Annotated in this window: 18 protein-coding genes; 10 read left to right on the top strand and 8 right to left on the bottom strand. The window is 65.3% G+C overall.

Features of this window, described 5'->3' with window-relative positions; all coding sequences use genetic code 11:
* The first annotated feature begins 74 nt into the window (after window positions 1-74).
* Together AC0WRY_RS01690 and AC0WRY_RS01685 are read left to right on the top strand one after the other, a co-directional pair.
* Window positions 75-866: a hypothetical protein gene (locus tag AC0WRY_RS01690; protein WP_491122580.1), complete on the top strand. Its 792-nt coding sequence runs from the start codon at window positions 75-77 to the stop codon at window positions 864-866.
* A 157-nt stretch (window positions 867-1023) separates the two neighbouring features.
* The gene (locus AC0WRY_RS01685) at window positions 1024-1407 is read left to right on the top strand and encodes a hypothetical protein (protein ID WP_491122579.1); all 384 of its coding nucleotides are present in this window, start codon (window positions 1024-1026) and stop codon (window positions 1405-1407) included.
* Between the two features lie 70 nt (window positions 1408-1477).
* On the opposite strand, the gene AC0WRY_RS01680 is transcribed toward AC0WRY_RS01685, so the two are convergent.
* A complete protein-coding gene (locus AC0WRY_RS01680) occupies window positions 1478-2113 on the bottom strand; it encodes a DapH/DapD/GlmU-related protein (RefSeq protein WP_491122578.1) in 636 nt (211 codons plus the stop codon).
* A 119-nt stretch (window positions 2114-2232) separates the two neighbouring features.
* Entirely contained in the window at window positions 2233-3345 is a 1113-nt protein-coding gene (gene leuB / locus AC0WRY_RS01675) for a 3-isopropylmalate dehydrogenase (RefSeq protein WP_491122577.1), read from the bottom strand.
* Between the two features lie 130 nt (window positions 3346-3475).
* On the opposite strand from leuB, the gene AC0WRY_RS01670 reads away from it, so the two are divergent.
* The gene (locus AC0WRY_RS01670; protein WP_194405391.1) at window positions 3476-4660 is read left to right on the top strand and encodes a YbfB/YjiJ family MFS transporter; all 1185 of its coding nucleotides are present in this window, start codon (window positions 3476-3478) and stop codon (window positions 4658-4660) included.
* Window positions 4661-4770: 110 nt separating this feature from the next.
* Here the strand turns inward: AC0WRY_RS01670 and AC0WRY_RS01665 are convergent, their stop codons facing one another.
* The 5 genes from AC0WRY_RS01665 to AC0WRY_RS01645 all read right to left on the bottom strand — a co-directional run bounded on the left by AC0WRY_RS01665 (window position 4771) and on the right by AC0WRY_RS01645 (window position 9202).
* A complete protein-coding gene (locus AC0WRY_RS01665) occupies window positions 4771-5553 on the bottom strand; it encodes a molybdopterin-binding protein (RefSeq protein WP_194405390.1) in 783 nt (260 codons plus the stop codon).
* Between the two features lie 21 nt (window positions 5554-5574).
* On the bottom strand, window positions 5575-6204 hold the full coding sequence (locus AC0WRY_RS01660; RefSeq protein ID WP_194405389.1) for a cytochrome b/b6 domain-containing protein: 630 nt from the start codon (window positions 6202-6204) through the stop codon (window positions 5575-5577).
* A 184-nt stretch (window positions 6205-6388) separates the two neighbouring features.
* On the bottom strand, window positions 6389-6943 hold the full coding sequence (locus AC0WRY_RS01655) for a fasciclin domain-containing protein (RefSeq protein WP_194405388.1): 555 nt from the start codon (window positions 6941-6943) through the stop codon (window positions 6389-6391).
* 248 nt (window positions 6944-7191) lie between these two features.
* Window positions 7192-8133 (bottom strand): IS110 family RNA-guided transposase, encoded by a 942-nt coding sequence (locus AC0WRY_RS01650; RefSeq protein ID WP_194404488.1) that lies wholly within the window; start codon window positions 8131-8133, stop codon window positions 7192-7194.
* 307 nt (window positions 8134-8440) lie between these two features.
* Window positions 8441-9202, bottom strand: a complete 762-nt coding sequence (locus AC0WRY_RS01645; protein WP_194405387.1) for an SDR family oxidoreductase — start codon at window positions 9200-9202, stop codon at window positions 8441-8443.
* A 94-nt stretch (window positions 9203-9296) separates the two neighbouring features.
* Here AC0WRY_RS01645 and AC0WRY_RS01640 point away from each other — a divergent pair, with 94 nt between their 5' ends.
* Complete coding sequence (locus AC0WRY_RS01640; protein ID WP_491122576.1) at window positions 9297-10826, top strand: malonate--CoA ligase; 1530 nt, start codon at window positions 9297-9299, stop codon at window positions 10824-10826.
* A 119-nt stretch (window positions 10827-10945) separates the two neighbouring features.
* On the opposite strand, the gene AC0WRY_RS01635 is transcribed toward AC0WRY_RS01640, so the two are convergent.
* Window positions 10946-11806, bottom strand: coding sequence for a sulfite exporter TauE/SafE family protein (locus AC0WRY_RS01635; protein ID WP_194405385.1), 861 nt, complete (start codon window positions 11804-11806; stop codon window positions 10946-10948).
* Between the two features lie 498 nt (window positions 11807-12304).
* Here AC0WRY_RS01635 and sdhC point away from each other — a divergent pair, with 498 nt between their 5' ends.
* From sdhC to AC0WRY_RS01605, 6 genes are all read left to right on the top strand, one after another.
* Window positions 12305-12703: a succinate dehydrogenase, cytochrome b556 subunit gene (sdhC, locus tag AC0WRY_RS01630; protein WP_194405384.1), complete on the top strand. Its 399-nt coding sequence runs from the start codon at window positions 12305-12307 to the stop codon at window positions 12701-12703.
* Window positions 12700-13104, top strand: coding sequence for a succinate dehydrogenase, hydrophobic membrane anchor protein (gene sdhD / locus AC0WRY_RS01625; protein ID WP_194405383.1), 405 nt, complete (start codon window positions 12700-12702; stop codon window positions 13102-13104). The genes sdhC and sdhD overlap by 4 nt, the downstream gene beginning before the upstream one ends.
* Window positions 13105-13107: 3 nt before the next feature.
* Window positions 13108-14943, top strand: a complete 1836-nt coding sequence (gene sdhA / locus AC0WRY_RS01620) for a succinate dehydrogenase flavoprotein subunit (protein ID WP_194405382.1) — start codon at window positions 13108-13110, stop codon at window positions 14941-14943.
* 24 nt (window positions 14944-14967) lie between these two features.
* Window positions 14968-15750 (top strand): succinate dehydrogenase iron-sulfur subunit, encoded by a 783-nt coding sequence (locus AC0WRY_RS01615; RefSeq protein WP_194405381.1) that lies wholly within the window; start codon window positions 14968-14970, stop codon window positions 15748-15750.
* Between the two features lie 187 nt (window positions 15751-15937).
* Window positions 15938-18136 (top strand): hybrid sensor histidine kinase/response regulator, encoded by a 2199-nt coding sequence (locus AC0WRY_RS01610; RefSeq protein WP_194405380.1) that lies wholly within the window; start codon window positions 15938-15940, stop codon window positions 18134-18136.
* A gap of 52 nt (window positions 18137-18188) precedes the next feature.
* A complete protein-coding gene (locus AC0WRY_RS01605; RefSeq protein WP_194405379.1) occupies window positions 18189-20144 on the top strand; it encodes an ABC transporter ATP-binding protein/permease in 1956 nt (651 codons plus the stop codon).
* Window positions 20145-20169: the final 25 nt, after the last annotated feature.

Genomic DNA, 20169 nt, shown 5'->3' with positions numbered 1-20169 from the left:
TTAAACAGGAAGAGCAGCGCTTCTATGCGAGAACCGGCCTCAAGACAACGTGGGACCATGCCGGATGGCCGTGGATGCAGTCGCCTGAGGCCAGCATGGCCGCAATCTCGACCCGGACCAGTCTCCATCTGGCATTGGCAGCCTTCGCCGACGAGGTGGTCGGCACGCTGGCGCGACTGTTCGCCTATGTGGGGACGCTGGCGCTGTTTGCCATCCTCGGCCTTGCGGCGCTTGGCCAGCTGCCCGATTTGCGCGGCGATGAGCAGGCGCCGGGGAAGGCCTGGAGCGTGGCCGACCGCTCGCATCCGGCCTTCGCTCTCAGCCGACTTGATTCGTCAGAGAAAACAGCCTCTTACACCACCCTTCGGGATCCCGCAGGCGGTCGCAGGGACGTCATGCGCTGGACCGGCGAAGCCGACAAGGTGCTGGCCGAGCTCGAGATTTACCGGGAGGGCGGCGAATTCGACTTGGGCCGTCCGGCAACCATGGATCTCGCCGTCCAGATGGGTCTGAACGCGGCGACCCCGCTCGAGCAGGCCGGCCTGATCGACACCAAATTCGGCCCCGTGGCGCTGTTCCGGCCGATGGGCACGACGGGGACGCCGGCCTGCCTCGGCTACCTCAAGCGCAGCGAGGAGCCTGCCTTGCAGATCTCCGGCTTCTCCTGCCAGGGCAACACCCTGCCCGCCCAGCGTGCGGCCGTTGCCTGCACGCTGAACCGGCTGACGCTGCTCACCTCCGGCAACGAGCCGAAGCTGGCGGACCTGTTCGCCCGCGCCGAGCTGAAGCGCCGGGCTTGCGACCTCCAGGGCTCGCCGGACTGGCTGCTGGGCGCCGCGAATGCGCAATTGCGCGGGGCGCTCTAGTCCGCATCAAGCTCAAGTGGCTGGTATTGATGCAACTTTCGCCGACGCGCGCGATTATTTTCGAGCTGGTGTGACCCAATAGACCTAGTTGCGCTGACCCCGGCCGGGCTAGTATGGGGTGACATCGACTGGCGGTGCGCCGCCTGAAGGGGACGTGATGAGCTCGAAATTCTCTGCCAAATTGGCGACCTTGTTTGCTGCGGGCGCCGTGATTGCCATGTCCTCTGTTCTGGCGACGCCGGCTTCGGCCGACAACAAGACCAAGCGCTATGACGAGCGCGGCCGGCACTATTACGGCCCGGCGGGCCCCAACGCCGTCTATCAGCAGGGCCGCACCCGCATCTATGTCAGCAAGCGCTCCTGGCTCGACGGCGGCACCGAGGTGAATCCGGGCGACCGCAAGTTCAGCGACTACGCCTTCCCGCCGGCCGTGGGCTATCCGTCCTTCGCCCGCGAGAACCTCAATCGCCCGATCGACCGCCAGCCGCTCTCGCCGCCGCAGGATATCGGCGGCTATCCGCAGAATTTCCCGCTGTACTGAGCGGACGTCACGACCGAATCAAAAGGCCGGGCTCGCGCCCGGCTTTTTTGTTTGGAGAGCTGCCTGCGCCTCACGCATTCGCCGCAGGGTCATAACGCCGACAGAACTCCCCGATCGCCTCGGAGCGGAAATCGGCGAGACGTTCAAAGATGAGCTCGTCCGGCCAGTCCCACCAGGCGATGCGATGCAGGCTTGCCGCGACCGCATCGTCGAAGCGCTTGCGGATGGCGCGTGCCGGCACGCCGCCGACGATCGTGTAGGGCGCGACATCACGACTGACGACCGCGCCTGCCGCGATCACCGCGCCGTCGCCGACGTTCACGCCCGGCAGCAGGATGGCGGCGTGGCCGATCCAGACATCGTTGCCGACGATGACGCGATCGCCGCGACGATCCGCGAAGAAGTCGCGGTCGCGGCTCGCCGACGCCTCGTAATATTCGGGGACATAAGTGAAGCGGTGCTGCGAGGGGCGGCCCATCGGATGATTGGGCGCGCCGATCCGCACCGAATTGGCGATGGCCGTGAACTTGCCGATCACGGCATCGGCGACGTCGCAATTCTCGCCAAGATAGGAATAGTCGCCGAGCGAGGCGTATTCGATGCGGGTGTTGGCGAGAATTTCGCAGCGGCGCCCGATCTGTGCTTCGCGCCGGCGCACCGTGTCATGGATGATGGATTCCGCGATCTTGGGGCGGGGTGAATCCATGAGGCGGTCTCCAATGAGGCCGTAGCCCGGATGGAGCGAAGCGCAATCCGGCAAGGTCTGTCTACGGGGTGAGAACCCGGATTTCGCTTCGCTCCATCCGGGCTACGATTCTTCCCGCCTTACCCGTGCAGCTTCTGCAATTCCTTCAAAATCGCTTCACCCATCTGCGTGGTCGAGGCAGCGGTCGTCCCCTCCGACTTGACGTCGGCGGTGCGCAGGCCGCTCGCCAGCACCGCGGCGATCGCGGCGTCGACCTTGTCGGCGAGATCGCCCATGTCGAAGGAGTAGCGCAGCGCCATGCCGAAGGACGAGATCATCGCGATGGGATTGGCGAGGCCTTGGCCTGCGATGTCAGGCGCCGAGCCGTGCACGGGCTCGTACAGTGCCCGGCGCTTCTTGGTCTTGACGTCGACCTCGCCGAGCGAGGCCGAGGGCAGCATGCCGAGCGAGCCGGTCAGCATCGCCGCGATGTCGGACAGCATGTCGCCGAACAGGTTGTCGGTGACGATGACGTCGAACTGCTTCGGCCATTTCACCAGCATCATGCCGCCGGAATCGGCGAGCTGATGCTCGAGCGTGACGTCAGGATATTCGCGCTTGTGAACCTGAGTCATGACCTCGTTCCAGAGTACGCCCGACTTCATGACGTTGCGCTTCTCCATCGACGTCACCTTGTTCTTGCGCTTCCTGGCAAGCTCGAAGGCGACGCGGCCGATGCGCTCGATCTCATAGGTGTCGTAAACCTGGGTATCGATGGCGCGCTTCTGGCCGTTGCCGAGATCGGTGATGGTCTTGGGCTCGCCGAAATAGACGCCGCCGGTGAGCTCGCGTACGATCATGATGTCGAGGCCCTCGACCGCCTCGCGCTTCAGGCTCGAAGCCTCGGCCAGCGCCGGGTAGCACACGGCGGGACGCAGATTGGCGAACAGCGCGAGATCCTTGCGCAGGCGGAGCAGGCCGGCTTCCGGGCGCACCTCGTAGGGAACGGCATCCCATTTCGGACCGCCGACCGCGCCGAAGATGATGGCGTCGGCGGCCAGCGCCTTGGCCATGTCGCCCTCGGAGATCGACACCTTGTGCGCGTCATAGGCGGAGCCGCCGACGAGGCCGGTATCGGTCTCGAACTTGGCGATCCCGGCCGAATTGAGCCAGTCGATCAGCCGCTTCACCTCGCCCATCACCTCGGGGCCGATACCGTCGCCGGGAAGCAGCAGCAGTTTGTGGGTCGCCATGGTCGTTCCTCTCAGGTCGAATTCGGCCGGAGTGCTAGAGCGGCGTTGCGCGCTTGGCAAGACACCATTGCCGGGGTGCGGCTGTGCAAGGCGGACGGGGCCTGCCACACTGCGAGGGCCGGAGATTCCCTTGCACGCCCCTGACCGCCCGCCCTACGCGCATCCCGCGCGGCTGATCCTGACGCTGTCGCTGGCCGCCACCGTCGGGCTCGGCATCGGCCGCTTTGCCTATGCGCTGGTGCTGCCGGACATGCGGGAGACCCTCGGCTGGTCCTACTCGGCGGCCGGATTCATGAACACCATCAACGCCGTCGGCTATCTCGTCGGCGCGCTCTTGGCGTCCCGCCTGATCCAGCGCGTCGGCTGGGCGGCCGCCATCCGCGGCGGAACCCTCGCCTGCGTCGCCGCGCTCGCGACGTGCGCGCTATCGGGGAATTTCGTCGCGCTGAGCCTGGCGCGCCTCGTGCTCGGTCTCGGGGCTGCGGCCGGCTTCGTCGCCGGCGGGGCGCTCGCCGCCACCATCGCGCAGTCGCAGCCCACGCGGGCCAATTTCCTGCTCAGCCTGTTCTATGCCGGGCCCGGCATCGGCATTCTCGCCTCGGGGCTGATCGCCCCGTTCACGCTGCAATATTTCGGGCCGGGCTCGTGGTGGATCGTCTGGTGGGCGCTGACGCTGCTCTCGGTCGCGATGACGATCCCGCTGTTCCTGATCCGCATCGAGAGCGATGTCCGCTTCTCGGAAGGCGGTCACGGCTCGTTCGCGATTTGGCCGGTGCTGATTTATCTGGCCGCCTACTTCCTGTTCGGCGCCGGGTACATCGCCTACATGACCTTCATGATCGCCTATGTGCGCGACGGCGGCGGCGGGGCCGCGGCGCAGGCGGGATTCTGGGGACTCATTGGCCTCTCCGCCTTCGTCACGCCCTGGGCCTGGCGCGGCGTGCTGGCGCTCGATCGCGGCGGGCTCGCCACCGCCATCATCCTCGGAACCAACGCGGCGGGCGCGGCCCTGCCGATGCTCGGGCATTCGCCGGCATGGCTTGCGGTCTCGGCCGTGGTGTTCGGCGTCGCCTTCTTCGCCGTGGTCGGCTCGACCACCGCCTTCGTGCGCTTCAACTATCCGCCGCAGGTGTGGCCGACCGCGATCGCGGCAATGACGATCTCGTTCGGCGTCGGCCAGACGCTCGGCCCGATCGTGGTCGGCGCGATCACGGATGCACTGGGGAGCTTGAGCTACGCGCTGAACGTGTCGGCGGCGCTGCTGGCGCTGGGTGCGGTGGCGGCGCTGTGTCAGCGGAAAGTGGGGCCGGGCTAGGTTGTCATTCCGGGGGCGCGCGTAGCGCGAACCCGGAATCCATTCATCCACCAGTCCTGCGGCCCGATGGATTCCGGGCTCTCGCTTCGCGAGCCCCGGAATGACGGCCATCAGCTCCCGCTGAACGAATTATACCCCTGGTCTTCCCAATAGCCGCCCTTGTAGTCGTTGGTGACTTCCATCGAGACCACGTATTTCGGGTTCTTGAAGCCCAGCTTGGTCGGCACGCGGATCTTCATGGGGAAGCCGTAGGCGCGCGGCAGGATCTCGTTCGCATATTTGAACGTCATCTGGGTCTGCGGGTGCAGCGCGCTGCGCATATCCAAGGGCGAATTGTAGCCCTCCTTGTCGGCGCATTGGAACCAGACATATTTCGCGCGCGTGTCCGCGCCGATCAATTTCAGGAAATCGCGCAGGGGCGTGCCGGTCCAGCTGCCGATCGCGCTCCAGCCCTCGACGCAGATGTGACGGGTGATCTGAGTCACTTGCGGCAGCTTGTGCAACTCGTCCAGCGTCCAGGGCTTCTTGTTGTCGACGAGGCCCCGGACCTCGAGCTTCCAGTCTGCGGCCGAGACATCAGGCGCGTCGTCGAGATCGTAATAGGCGTTGAACGGAAACGGCTTGGTGATCGCGCTCTCGGGGAAGGTCGGCGCCAGCGCGTCGGGATTGAAGATGAAGGCCTGCACCGCGTCGTTGAATTTCGAAACACTCTTCAGCATCTCCTCGGCCGAGGAGGAATCGACGACGTCGCAGCCGGTGAGCAATGTCAGGGCGCCGAGACTGGCGCCGCCGGCGATGAAGCGGCGGCGGGTGACGTCGGGCATGGTCTTGATGGAGTCCTTGATCAGGAGCCGCTTGTCGACGCCGGGGATCAGGAATGAACGCTTGGCCATGGCTGTGTTCTCCGCTCCGCTTTAGCGACCGATGATCATCGCGCGCAGGCTCTTCGGCACCAGCAGCGCGAGCAGGACGTGAACGACGAGGAAGGCGCAGATCGCGGCCATGCAGAAGAAATGGATGTAGCGCGCGGTCGGGTAATCTCCGAACAGCGCAACGAGGTAATAGAGCTGCACCGGCTTCCACATGCCGAGGCCCGTGAGCACGATCAGCACGCCGACCAATATGATGCCGGCATAGAGCAGGCGCTGCACGTAATTATAGACGGTGAGATCGTCATGGCCGAGCTTGAAGGTCAGGGCAGCCCTGACGTCGTGGAGCACGCCTGACGGGGTGATTGGAAACAGCTTCTTGGCGAAGCGGCCGGTGGCAAAGCCGGTGACGAGATAGGCAAGGCCATTGAGCATCAACAACCACATCGCGGCAAAATGCCAGAGCAGGCCGCCGCCGAGCCAGCCGCCGAGCGTGTAGTCGCGCGGAAAGGTGAAGCCGAACAGCGGCGAGGCGTTGTAGATCTGCCAGCCCGACAGGATCATCAGGATCATGGCAAGGGCGTTGATCCAGTGCATGACCCGCACCCAGGCCGGTTGGATCACTTTGGCCTTGATGGCCCTGACCTGCTCATCGGTGACTGTGAGGCTCGCCATGATGGTTCCGTCCTGGAGGATCGTGTGTTGGGAATTATACGCCAGACCGTCCGCTTCCGTTACGTCCTGCTCGTCATCGAATCGATGCCGTCAGGCTATTGTGGTCACAAAAAAGCGAGCCGGGTATCCCCGGCTCGCGGTCTGAAGCCATTCCTGTCCGGGGATGAAACAGGATCGCGCGGTGTTACGAGGCCGGCATCAGCACGGTGTCGACCACATGGATCACGCCGTTGGACTGGTTGACGTTGGAGATCGTGACCATCGAGGTGCCGCCCTTGGCATCGACGATCCAGACCTTGCCGTCCATCTTCTTGACCGTCAGCTCCTCGCCCTCGGCGGTCTTCAGCTTCTTGCCCTCGGTGAGGTCGGAAGCCTCGAGCTTGCCCGGCACGACATGGTAGGTGAGGATCTTGGTCAGCGTGGCCTTGTTCTCGGGCTTGACCAGATTGTCGACGGTGCCGGCCGGCAGCTTGCCGAAGGCAGCGTTGGTGGGCGCGAACACCGTGAACGGGCCCTTGCCCTCCAGCGTCGGCACGAGGCCAGCCGCCTTCACCGCCGCGACCAGCGTGGTGTGGTCCTTCGAGTTGACCGCGTTCTGCACGATGTTCTTCGAGGGGAACATCGCGGCGCCGCCGACCATGACGGTCTTTTCCTCGGCACTCGCCGGCGCGACGATGGTCGCGGTGATGGCCAGGGCGCTGAAGGCGGCGGCAGCGATATAGGCAATGCGCTTCGACATGGAGAGTCTCCCGATTGGATTGTGACCGGCGATGGCCGGTGTTGGGTTGGGGCAACAACGGCGACTGCGACAATTTGGGGCGATGCAGCAGTGCCGTCGTTGGACCGAACTACGGGAGGGTTTGGCGTGCGGTTTCGGAGAAAAATTCTTTGTGATGCGTGAAACTCTGGGGCGGGATGTTCGTGTGGGGGCGCGCGCCACACACTCTGCCGTCGTCCCGGACAAGCGAAGCGCCGATCCGGCAACTGTTATGTTGGCCTAGTGTACAGGTACGGCTTTCGATCGCGGATGATGGCGTTGAGGACCGTCAACAGCTTCCTGGCAACGGCAATGAGAGCGAGCTTGGCAGGTTTACCGGCCTGTCGCAGTCGAGCGTAGAAGGCCTTGAATGGATCGGCCCGGCGGACCGCATTGAGAGCGGCCATGTAGAGGGCATCGCGGACGCGCTTTCGGCCCCCGACGATCTTCCGCTTGCCGCGGTAAGCGCCGCTGTCGACGTTGAAGGGAGCCAGGCCGGCGAGCGCGGCCACCTGCTTCGGTCCCACTTTTCCGAGTTCCGGCATCTGCGCGATCAGCTGCATGCAGGTTACGGGGCCCACGCCGGGAAGTGACCGCATCAACTGCGCATCATCGGAGACCTCCGGCTCAGTCTTGATCAGTGCGCTAATATCGGCCTCGATTGCGGCGATCTCATTGTCGAGGACTTCAATGAGCCGACCGATGCGATCGGCCATGGCGCGGTCCTCGGCCTCGCTGCGCCTGTTCTTCTCCTGGGCACGCATGAGAACCAGTTGATCCCGCCGTTTTGCAAGCCCCGCCAGGGCATTGCGGGCAGGATTGGCAGCCTGCTCAGCGGCAGGCTGCATGGCCCGGGCAAAGCTCGCCAGCATCCGGGCATCGATCGGGTCGGTCTTGGCGAGCTGGCCGCTGGCGCGCGCAAAGTCCCGGGCCCGGGCCGGGTTGATCCGGGCAAAGCGGATGCCGGCCTGGCTGAGCGCCTCACGAAGCTCAAGGTCATAGACGCCCGTGGCTTCAAAGACGACCAGCACATCGCATCGCCAACGCGCCGCGATCTGTGTGATGGCCTGCGGCGCGTTGGCGATGCGCTCCGGCACGCCCAGGCTCTCATCGAAGATATCGAGATATCGTTTGGAGACGTCGATTCCGACGTAACGAGGGCGTATGATCATGGTGCCTGTCCCTGTGATGCGAGGTCTGTTGGCGCAGCCTCGTGCAACTGTTCAGGTTGATAAATGGAACGGGCGGGAGACCGAGCCGGCTCACGGCGTCAAGCGCCAAGGACCCAACGGCTTCCCGCCCACTCCACCATGACAGGATTTCGATACACAGGGACCCATAACCACAGGAAGATGTTTGGCGAAGACTCGGAGTGACCAGTTTCGCGCAACCACTTCTCCCTGTGGTTATGGGTCCCGGGTTCGCGACTTCGTCGCGCCCCGGGACGACAGCGGAGAATGTGGCCCGCGCTGTGCTCGCTCAATCCCGGTTGTTCGGCGTCTGGATGAATCCGCGATTATGCGTTGGGCTGATCAGCACCTCGTTGATGCAGACGCGGGCCGGCATGCTCGCGATGAACGCGATGGTGCGGCCGAGATCTTCCGGTTGCAGCATCTTCGCCTGCTCCGCTTCGCTCGGCACCACCGGGCGCAGCTTCAGGATCGGCGTCGCGACCTCGCCAGGCATCAGGCAGCAGGCGCGCAGGCCGTTGACGCACTCGTCCATGTTGAAGGAATGGGTCAGCGCCAGCACCGCATGCTTGGTGGTGGTGTAGGCCGGGCCCGGCATCTTCGAGACGTGGCGGCCGGCCCAGGACGAGACGTTGATGATCGCGCCGTCCTGCTGCTTGCGCATCGTCGGCAGCACCGCGCGCATGCAATAGAGCACGCCGTTGAGATTGACCCGGACCAGCTGGTCCCAGCCCTCCAGCTCCATGTCCTTCCAGCTGCGCTTGGGAACATTGATGCCGGCATTGTTGACCAGCAGGTCGATGCGGCCGTGCCTGGCGACGATCTGATCGGCGGCCTTCTGGGCCTCGGTCGCGTTGGAGACATCAAGCGCGAGCGCCTCGGCGGCGCCGCCCGCCTTGATGATCTTCGCCACCACGGTATCCAGGGCCGACTGGCGCCGGCCCGAGACCACCACCATCCAGCCGTCGGCCGCCAATGCCTCCGCGCCGGCCTCCCCGATCCCGCTGCCGCCGCCCGTGACCCAGGCCACGCGTTTCCCAATTTTGGTCATGCAAACTGTCTCCGTTGCTTCATCGGGGCGGTTTTTGCTAATCCAGCCCTCGGTTTGACCGGCCTTGTCAGCCTTGCGGTCGAGGAATTCTTGCATGAACCCAGCAGCCAACGCCAATCTGTTTTCCCGCCTGTTCGATGGCCTGGACGATCCCAACCGCCTCGCGATCGAGACGCAGGACGGGGTTCGCATCAGCTATGGCGATCTGATCGCGCGGGCCGGGCAGATGGCGAACGTGCTGGTCGCACGCGGCGTGAAGCCCGGCGACCGCGTCGCGGTGCAGGTGGAAAAATCCGTGGCCAATATCGTGATGTACCTAGCCACGGTGCGGGCCGGCGCGGTCTACCTGCCGCTCAACACCGCCTACACGCTGAACGAGCTCGATTATTTCATCGGCGACGCCGAGCCGTCGCTGGTTGTGTGCGATCCCGCCAAGGCCGAAGGCCTCGCCCCGATCGCCGCCAAGGTGAAGGCCAAGGTCGAGACGCTCGGGCCTGACGGCAAGGGCTCGCTGACGGATGCCGCCGAGAAGGCGAGCAGTGAGTTTACGACGGTGCCGCGCGCAAACGACGATCTCGCCGCGATCCTCTACACCTCGGGCACCACCGGCCGTTCCAAGGGCGCGATGCTCAGCCACGACAATCTCGCGTCGAACTCGCTCTCGCTGGTCGGCTATTGGCGCTTCACCGACAAGGACGTGCTGATCCACGCGCTGCCGATCTATCACACGCACGGCCTGTTCGTGGCGACCAACGTCACGCTGTTTTCGCGGGCGTCGATGATCTTCCTGCCAAAACTCGATCCGGACCTCATCATCAAGTTGATGGCGCGCGCCACGGTGCTGATGGGCGTGCCGACGTTCTACACGCGGCTGCTGCAGAACCCGGCGCTGTCGCAGGAGACGACAAAGCACATGCGGCTATTCATCTCGGGCTCGGCGCCGCTGCTGGCCGAGACGCATCGCGAATGGTCGGCGCGCACGGGCCACGCGGTGCTCGAGCGCTACGGCATGACCGAGACCAACATGAACACGTCGAACCCCTATGACGGCGAGCGGGTGCCCGGCGCGGTCGGCTTCCCGCTTCCCGGCGTCTCGGTGCGCGTGACCGAGCCCGAGACGGGCAAGGAATTGCCGCGCGACGAGATCGGCATGATCGAGGTGAAGGGGCCGAACGTCTTCAAGGGATACTGGCGCATGCCGGAGAAGACCAAGGCTGAATTCCGGCCCGACGGCTTCTTCATCACCGGCGACCTCGGCAAGATCGACGCCAAGGGCTATGTCCACATCCTCGGCCGCGGCAAGGATCTCGTGATCTCCGGCGGCTTCAACGTCTACCCCAAGGAAATCGAGAGCGAGATCGACGCCATGCCGGGCGTGATCGAGTCCGCCGTGATCGGCGTGCCGCACGCCGATTTCGGCGAGGGCGTCACCGCGGTACTGGTGCGCCAGCCCGGCGCGAGCATCGACGAAGCGGCCGTGCTCAAGGGCCTCGACGGACGGCTCGCAAAGTTCAAGATGCCCAAGCGCGTCTTCGTCGTCGACGAGCTGCCGCGCAATACGATGGGCAAGGTGCAGAAGAACGTGCTGCGCGAGACGTACAAGGATATTTACGCGAAAAAGTGAGGGGGCGCGCTCTCTCGCCGTCATTGCGAGGAGCTCTTGCGACGAAGCAATCTAGGCTTTCACAGCGCAGAGATTTCTGGATTGCTTCGCTTCGCTCGCAACGACGGAGTATGCGGCGGCTACAGCCCACCCACCAAGCTCAGTACAAACCGGCTGCCCACGATGAACAGATAACACCCGAACGCCACTTCCAGCGTGCGCTTGGACATCGCATGCGCGGCTCTCACGCCGAGCGGCGCGGTGACGAGGCTCATCGGCATCACCAGTACGGCGCCGATCAGCGAGACATAGCCGAGCGCGAACGGCACTTGCAGTGCGGCGACGGCCGGATAGTTCGCCGCCGCCGGCCAGCCGGCATAGACGTAGCCGAGCGCGCCGGGGATCGAGATCAGCACGGCGAGCGCCGACGAGGTCGCCACCGCCTGATGAATCGGACGGCCGTAGAACGTCATCAACAAGTTCGAGAACAGGCCGCCGCCGATGCCCATCAGCGTCGAGAGAATGCCGACGCAGAAACCGTAGGCGCGCATCAAGGGACCCTTCGGCAGATCCTCGCCGAACCGCCAGCCCTCGCGCGCGAAGATGAGACGCGCTGCCGCCGAATAGGCGACACAGACGAACACGATCTTGAACAGCCGCTCCGGCGCATAGCGCGCGATCACGCTGCCGGCGACGACGCCGACCACGATCGGCAGCCACCACGCGCGCAGGATCCTCATGTCCACGGCGCCGCGCTTGTAATGCGCCTGGAACGAACGGATCGAAGTCGGGATGATCACGGCGAGCGAGGTGCCGATGCAGAGCGGCATGCGCACTTCGAGCGGCACGCCGGCGATGCGGAAGCATTCGTAAAACACCGGCACCAGAATCGCGCCGCCGCCGATGCCGAACACGCCGGCCAGAAACCCTGAGAGCGCACCGGTTGCGATCAACAGCAGCGCGAGCTCGACGATGTCCTTGATATCCAGACCTGCAATCACCCCTGACCTGCCCCCGGCGACTGGTCGCAGCGGCTCGCTTCCGAGAGCTGCGTACGGAGCATTAGGCGATCTGATTCCCGCGGTCGACACGCCGGGCTTCCCGGCTGGGGTGGAATGCAGGGCGTGCATATCCAAAACCGGATCGAACCGGCCGCAGCGAGGGCGCAGAATGGCGCCCACAGATGGGGTGGATGCCGCCGCCGGGCCCCCTCGGCCGGTTTGGACGGCATGGTCCGTTTAGATGCGTTCCAATAGCAATTTCAACGGACCTCGCAGTCATCGCAATAAATGAATTTATATTCGGTACTTCATTGGCGGACAGGCATGCTGGTATACCAAGACCCTGATTGGGCTTGCATCATCAAGGCTCTAGGGCTGAACGACGGTTCGATTTATGGCGATTTGGTGATTGCGCGGGCCAAATCGACTCCGTAAATAGAGCCGACCTTTCCGATCCCCGCGCGCCCCCTGCTGGGCCGCAAGACAACATCAAAGCCCATGACCGCACGGATCGAACGACCGCTCTCGCCACACATGCAAGTCTACCGCTGGACGCTGACGATGGCGCTGTCCATCGTCCATCGCGCCACCGGCATCGCCCTTTACGTCGGCACCCTGCTGCTGGCCTGGTGGCTGATCGCAGCGGCCTCCGGCCCGGCCGCCTATTCCCATGTCCAGGCCTTCACCGGCAGCATCATCGGCCGTCTGATCGTGTTCGGCTACACCTGGGCGCTGATGCACCACATGCTGAGCGGCATCCGGCATTTCGTCTGGGACCTCGGCTACGGCTTCAAGGCCAATGAGCGGGAAGCGCTGACCTGGGGCGCACTGATCGGCGGCATCGCGCTGACCGTGCTGGTCTGGATCATCGCCTATGCGATCGGAGGCGGCCGATGAGCTCAGCCGACACGCCCAAGCGCAGCATGCGCACGCCGCTCGGCCGCGTCCGCAATCTCGGCGCGGCACATTCCGGCACCTCCGATTTCTGGCGCCAGCGCATCACGGCCGTCGCCATGACACTGCTGATGATTCCGGTGATCGTGATCGTCATGATGCTGCTCGGCCGCAATCAGGCCGGCGCCGCGCAGATCCTCGGCTCGCTGCCGATCGCGGTGATCCTGCTGCTCTTCATCTTCGCCAGCGCCTGGCACATGAAGATCGGCATGCAGGTCGTGATCGAGGACTACGTCCATAACGAGAAGCTGAAGCTCGTCTCGATCATGCTCAACAACTTCTTCTCGGTCGCCGTCGCGCTCGCCTCGACCTACGCGATCCTGAAACTGTCCTCCGGAGTGTAACCCATGGCCAATACAACGAATGGCTCGGGCAACGGCGCTCCCGCCACCAACGGCAAGGCCTATCCGATCGAAGACCACACCTACGACGTCGTCGTGGTCGGTGCCGGCGGCGCGGGCCTGCGCGCCGTGGTTGGCTGCAGCGAGGCGGGCCTGCGCACGGCCTGCATCACCAAGGTGTTTCCGACCCGCTCGCACACGGTCGCTGCGCAAGGCGGCATCTCCGCTTCGCTCGGCAACATGCACAAGGACGACTGGCGCTGGCACATGTACGACACCGTCAAGGGGTCGGACTGGCTCGGCGACCAGGACGCGATCGAATACATGGTGCGCAACGCGCCCGACGCGGTCTACGAGCTCGAGCATTGGGGCGTGCCGTTCTCGCGCACCGAGGACGGCAAGATCTATCAGCGCCCGTTCGGCGGCATGACCATGGATTTCGGCAAGGGCCAGGCGCAGCGCACCTGCGCCGCCGCCGACCGCACCGGCCACGCCATGCTGCACACGATGTACGGCCAGTCGCTGCGCCACGCGGCCGAGTTCTTCATCGAGTTCTTCGCCATCGACCTGATCATGGACGACCAGGGCACCTGCCGCGGCGTCATCGCACTCAAGCTCGACGACGGCACGCTGCACCGCTTCCGCGCCCAGACCGTGATTCTCGCGACCGGCGGCTACGGCCGCGCTTATGCGTCCTGCACCTCGGCGCATACCTGCACCGGTGACGGCGGCGGCATGGTGCTGCGCGCCGGCCTGCCGATGCAGGACATGGAGTTCGTCCAGTTCCACCCGACCGGCATCTACGGCTCGGGCTGCCTCGTCACCGAGGGCGCGCGCGGCGAAGGCGGCTATCTCGTCAACTCCGAAGGCGAGCGCTTCATGGAGCGCTACGCGCCGTCGGCCAAGGACCTCGCCTCGCGCGACGTCGTCTCGCGCGCGATGACCATCGAGATCCGCGAGGGACGCGGCGTCGGCAAGAAGAAGGACCACATCTTCCTGCATCTCGACCATCTCGATCCCGCGGTGCTCGCCGAGCGGCTGCCGGGCATCTCCGAATCCGCAAAGATCTTCGCCAATGTCGACGTGACGCGCGAGCCGATCCCGATCGTGCCGACCGTGCACTACAACATGGGCGGCATCCCCACGAACTATCATGGCGAGGTGCTGACCAAGAAGGACGGCGACGACAATGCCGTCATCCCCGGCCTGATGGCGATCGGCGAAGCCGCCTGCGTGTCCGTGCACGGCGCCAACCGCCTCGGTTCCAACTCGCTGATCGACCTCGTCGTGTTCGGCCGCGCCGCCGCGCTCCGCCTCGCCGAGAAGCTGACGCCGAACGCCAAGCAGCCGGAGCTGCCGGCGAACTCGGCCGAGGTCGCGCTCGGCCGGCTCGACCATTACCGCTACGCCTCCGGCGGCACGCCGACCGCAAAACTGCGCGAAGGCATGCAGCACGTGATGCAGAGCAATTGCGCGGTGTTCCGCACCGGCGAAGTGCTGAGCGAAGGCCAGAACCTGATCGCGAAGGTCCACAGCGGCATCACCGACATCGCCGTGTCGGATCGTTCGCTGGTGTGGAATTCCGATCTCGTCGAGACGCTGGAATTCGACAATTTGATCTCGCAGGCGGTGGTGACGATGAATTCGGCCGCCAACCGCACCGAGAGCCGCGGCGCCCATGCCCGCGAGGACTTCTCCGAACGCGACGACAAGAACTGGATGAAGCACACGCTGGCCTGGCTGGACGATGCCGGCAAGGTCAAGATCGAGTACCGCCCGGTTCACGACTACACCATGACCAACGACGTGCAGTACATCCCGCCGAAGGCGCGCGTGTATTGAGCGAACAGCGAAGGCCTTATCGAAATGGTTGAATTCGCACTTCCGAAGAACTCCAAGATTTCAGGCGGCAAGACCTGGCCGAAGCCCGCGGGCGCGACAGAGGTTCGCGAGTTCCGGGTCTATCGCTGGAATCCGGACGACGGCAAGAATCCGAGCGTCGACACCTATTACGTCGACACCAATGATTGCGGCCCGATGGTGCTAGACGGCCTGATCTGGATCAAGAACCACATCGACCCGTCGCTGACCTTCCGCCGCTCCTGCCGCGAAGGCGTCTGCGGCTCCTGCGCCATGAACATCGACGGCCAGAACACGCTGGCCTGCACCCGCTCGATGCACGACGTCAAGGACGGCGCGGTGAAGGTCAATCCGCTGCCGCACCAGCCTGTCGTGAAGGACCTCGTTCCCGATCTCACCAATTTCTATGCGCAATACGCATCCGTCGAGCCGTGGCTGAAGACGACATCGCCGACGCCTCAGAAGGAATGGCGCCAGACCCACGAGGACCGCGAGAAGCTCGACGGCCTCTACGAGTGCATCCTGTGCGCCTGCTGCTCGACCTCGTGCCCGAGCTATTGGTGGAACAGCGAACGTTATCTCGGCCCCGCCGCGCTGCTTCAGGCCAATCGCTGGGTGTCCGATTCCCGCGACGAGGCGACCGGCGAGCGGCTCGACAATCTCGAGGATCCGTTCCGGCTCTATCGCTGCCACACCATCATGAACTGCGCCAAGGCCTGTCCGAAGGGCCTCAACCCGGCCGAAGCCATCGCCGAGCTCAAGCTCAAGATGGTCGAGCGCCAGATCTAAAGACGTATTTCGTGCTTCGCGTTCCGGCTGACCGGCCGGGACGTTCCGGGATCGCGGCCAATTCGAGGAGAATTTTCTCCGGCCCGCCGCGCGCGTATATTTTCGTCTCACAACCTGCGGTTCCCGCACAAGCTGCTTCCTTCCTCACGCGAGATTCAGTTAAGCTCGCGTCAGGGACGGAGCGACTGTGCAGAGGGCGCAACGCAACTCGCTAAGGCTGTTACAGTGGATGATGGCGGCATCCCTGGCGCTGCCGGTTGCGCTGTTCGCGATCGCCGCCACGATTTCCTACACCTCGACCAGGGAGATCGCCGACCGGGAGATCGAGCGCACGCTCGACGTCGCGCATGAGCACGCGCTCAAGGTGTTCGAGACCATCGACCGCAGCCTTGCCGAGCTCAACGAGGTGGTCCGCGGCCTTTCCGACGACACCATCCGCGCGCGCGAGCCGGCGCTGCACCGGCGGCTGAAGCGGCTGAGCGATTCGCTGCCGCAGCTCAAATCGGCCTGGATCTTCGATGCGGACGGAAAGGCGCTGGTCAACAGCCTCGCCTCCCCCCCGCCGGAGCTGAGCTTTGCCGACCGCGACTATTTCTACGCCCATATCGACCAGAGCATCGGCACGTTCATCGGCACCGCCCTGACGCCACGACCGCCCTATCAGGGCGCCCGCTTTTTCGGCGTGAGCCGCCGCCGCGACTCCGACGACGGTCGCTTCATCGGGGTGATCCAAGCCTCGGTCCTGCCGGAATATTTCGAGAGCTTCTACGCTCGCATCGGATCGGATCCCGGCAGCTTCTTCGCGATGGGCCGCACCGACGGCGCCATGCTCACGCATTTCCCGCGGCTTGACCGCGACATCAGGCTCGATCCGACCGGGCCGGTCGGCCGGGAAATCGCGGCGCGCCCCGAGCGTGGCCTCATCACCGTCGCCTGGCCGTCGGACGGGGTCGAGCGCCGCATCGGCTACCGGCGCGTCGCGGAATACCCGATCTATGTCAGCGCCGGGCTCGAGACCTCGGCGATCCGCGCGCGCTGGTTCGCCACGATCGGCCAGCATCTGGTGTTCGGCATTCCCGCCACCGCACTGCTGTTTCTGCTGTTGGCGCTGGCGTTGCGACGCACCCAGCACCTTCAGGCCGAAGCCGCCAAGCGGCGCGAAGCCGAGGAAGCGCTCAAGCATAGCCAGCGCCTCGAGGCGCTCGGACAGCTCACCGGCGGCGTCGCGCACGACTTCAACAATCTGCTGACGGTGATCCGCGCCTCCGTCGACCTGTTGAACCGGCCGCAGCTGACGGAGGAGCGGCGCCAGCGCTACATCACCGCCATCGCGGACGCCGTGGCCCGGGCGGCCAAGCTGACCTCGCAGCTGCTCGCCTTTGCGCGGCGCCAGACCCTGAAGCCGGAGGTGTTCGACGTCGGCGAACGGATGCAGTCGCTGCACGACATGCTCGCGCCCCTGCTGGGGCCGGCCATCGAGATCGCCATGCGGCTGCCCACCGAGCCCTGCCTGGTCCGTGCCGATGCCGGCCAGTTCGAGACGGCGCTGATCAACATGGCGACCAACGCGCGCGACGCCATGCAGGGCAAGGGCAGGATCACTTTCAAGGTCGAGACCGCGTCGGCCGTTCCGGACGCGCTGGCCGGGGCCTCGGCTAGCCAGAGCTTGGGAAATCAGCCCTTGGGCAGCCACAGTCTGGGAAACCAGAGCCCGGCAAGCCATGGCTTCGTCAGCGTGACCGTCAGCGACACCGGCATCGGCATTCCCGCCGCCCGGTTGGGACGCATCTTCGAGCCGTTCTTCACCACCAAGCAGGTCGGCCACGGCACCGGCCTTGGCCTGTCCCAGGTGTTCGGCTTCGCCCGGCAATCCGGCGGCGAGGTGACGGTCACGAGCGAAGTGGGACACGGCAGCACCTTCTCGCTCTATCTGCCGCGCGTGCCGCCGGAGCTTCTGCCGCAGCGGCAGGCGCCCAACACGGCGCCGGCGGTGGCCGGCAGCGGCATGTCGGTGCTGGTGGTCGAGGACAATATCGAGCTTGCCAATTTCGCCGCCGACGGTCTCACCGAGCTCGGCTACAGCATCACGCTGGTCGACAATGCGACGGATGCCCTCGCCGAGCTCGTGATGGACGCCGATCGCTTCGACGTCGTGTTCTCCGACGTGGTGATGCCGGGCATGACCGGGCTCGATCTGGCGCAGGCGATCCGCGACCGCGCCATCGACGTGCCGATCGTGCTGACCACGGGCTACAGCCAGGCCCTGTCACAAGAGGGCGTGGCCGGCTTCGATCTGGTGCAAAAGCCCTATTCGGTCGAGGAATTGTCGCGCGTTCTGCATCGGGCCGCCCGTATCCGGCGCGTCCGGGACGGCGCCGCCGAATAGGAACCTTGCGGAACCCGAGGGAACCGGTTGATTTCCCTCGCGTTGTCCGCGCATGCCCAAGCCCGCCCCCAAGCGTCAAGACAATTCCAAGTCGCCCATCGTCGGAATCAAGGGCGAGAACGGCGACGAGGTCGCCCCTCCGCCGCCGGAGCTGCTCGAGCCCGACCCGGAGCTCTCGCCCGAGGAGGCCGAGCAGGTTCGCAAGGATTATCTGCTGACGCGGTTCTGGATCAGCGCGCGCGGCTTCTGGGGACGCAGCGGCGACCGCCTCGCCTGGCCGTTCTCGATCGGCCTCGTTGTCCTGATCATCCTCACCGTCGGCTTCCAGTACGGCATCAATGTCTGGAACAGGGCGATCTTCGACGCGATCGAGAAGCGCGAGGCCGCGAGCGTCTTCCATCTCACCGCGGTGTTCTTTCCGCTCGCGATCGGAAGCATCGTGCTCGGCGTCGCGCAAGTGTTCGCGCGCATGGGCATCCAGCGGCGCTGGCGGGCCTGGCTGACGTCGAGCGTGCTGACGCGTTGGCTCAAGAACGGGCGCTACTACCAGCTCAATCTCGTCAGCGGCGACCACAAGAATCCCGAATACCGGATCGCGGAAGATCTGCGCATCGCGACCGATTCCCCGGTCGACTTCCTCGCCGGCGTCGCCTCGGCGCTGTTGTCGGCCGCGACCTTCATCGTCGTGCTCTGGACCATCGGCGGCGCGCTCACCTTGACGCTTGGCGGCACGAGCATCACCATTCCAGGCTTCCTCGTGATCGCCGCGATGCTCTATGCGGGAATAGCTTCCGGCTCGATCCTGGTGATCGGCCGCCGCTTCGTGCAGGTGTCCGAAGACAAGAACCAGGCCGAAGCCGACTTCCGCTACGCGCTGACGCGCGTGCGCGAGAACGGCGAGAGCATCGCGCTGCTCGGCGGCGAGGAGGAGGAGCGCGGCGGCATCGACCGCAACTTCACCAATGTGATCCGGCAATGGGCGCGGCTGGCGGGCCAGCACATGCGCACCACGCTGGTGTCGCAAGGCTCGAGCCTGGTTGCGCCCGTCGTGCCGCTCCTGCTTTGCGCACCGAAATTCCTCGACGGCAGCATGACGCTGGGACAGGTGATGCAGGCGGCCTCCGCCTTCACCATCGTGCAGAGCGCGTTCGGCTGGCTGGTCGACAATTATCCGCGGCTCGCCGACTGGAACGCCTGCGCGCGCCGCATCGCCTCGCTGATGATGTCGCTCGACGGCCTCGAGCGCGCCGAGCAGGGCGACGGTCTCGGCCGCATCAAGCGCGGCGAGACGCACAACGACGCCATGCTGGAGCTGCACGACCTCTCGGTCACGCTCGACGACGGCACCGCGGTGGTCGGCGAGACCGAAGTGGTGATCGAGCCGGGCGAGCGGCTGCTGGTCGCCGGCGAATCCGGCACGGGCAAGAGCACGCTGGTGCGCGCCATCGCCGGCCTCTGGCCCTGGGGCGGTGGCGGCGTGAATTTCCATCCGGACCGCCGCCTGTTCATGCTGCCGCAGCGGCCTTACGTGCCCTCGGGATCGCTGCGCCGCGCGGTCGCCTATCCCGGCGCAGCCGATCACTGGACCGTCGACGAGATCGGCGAGGCCCTGCACAAGGTCGGGCTCGATCATCTCAAGGAGAAGATCGAGGAGGAAGGCCCCTGGGACCAGACGCTGTCAGGCGGCGAGAAGCAGCGCCTCGCCTTCGCGCGGCTCCTGTTGCACAACCCCGACATTGTCGTGCTGGACGAGGCGACCTCGGCGCTCGACGAGAAGAGCCAGGACAAGATGATGAAGATGGTCACCGACGAGTTGCCGAAGGCGACCATCGTCAGCGTGGCGCATCGCGCGGAGCTCGAGGCCTTCCACAGCCGCAAGATCGTGCTGGAGCGCCGCAAGGGCGGCGCCAAGCTGGTCAGCGACATCGACCTGATCCCGCGCAAGGGCAAGCGCCGACTGCTCGGGCGATTCCTGAGGCAGCGAAAGGCGCCGAAGAAGGCGGCGTGAGGCCGTAGCCCGGATGGAGCGAAGC

The sequence above is a fragment of the Bradyrhizobium sp. T-12 genome (assembly GCF_058314695.1).
The sequence above is the reverse complement of the archived record's forward strand: the minus strand, read 5'-3'. Positions and strand labels throughout refer to the sequence as shown.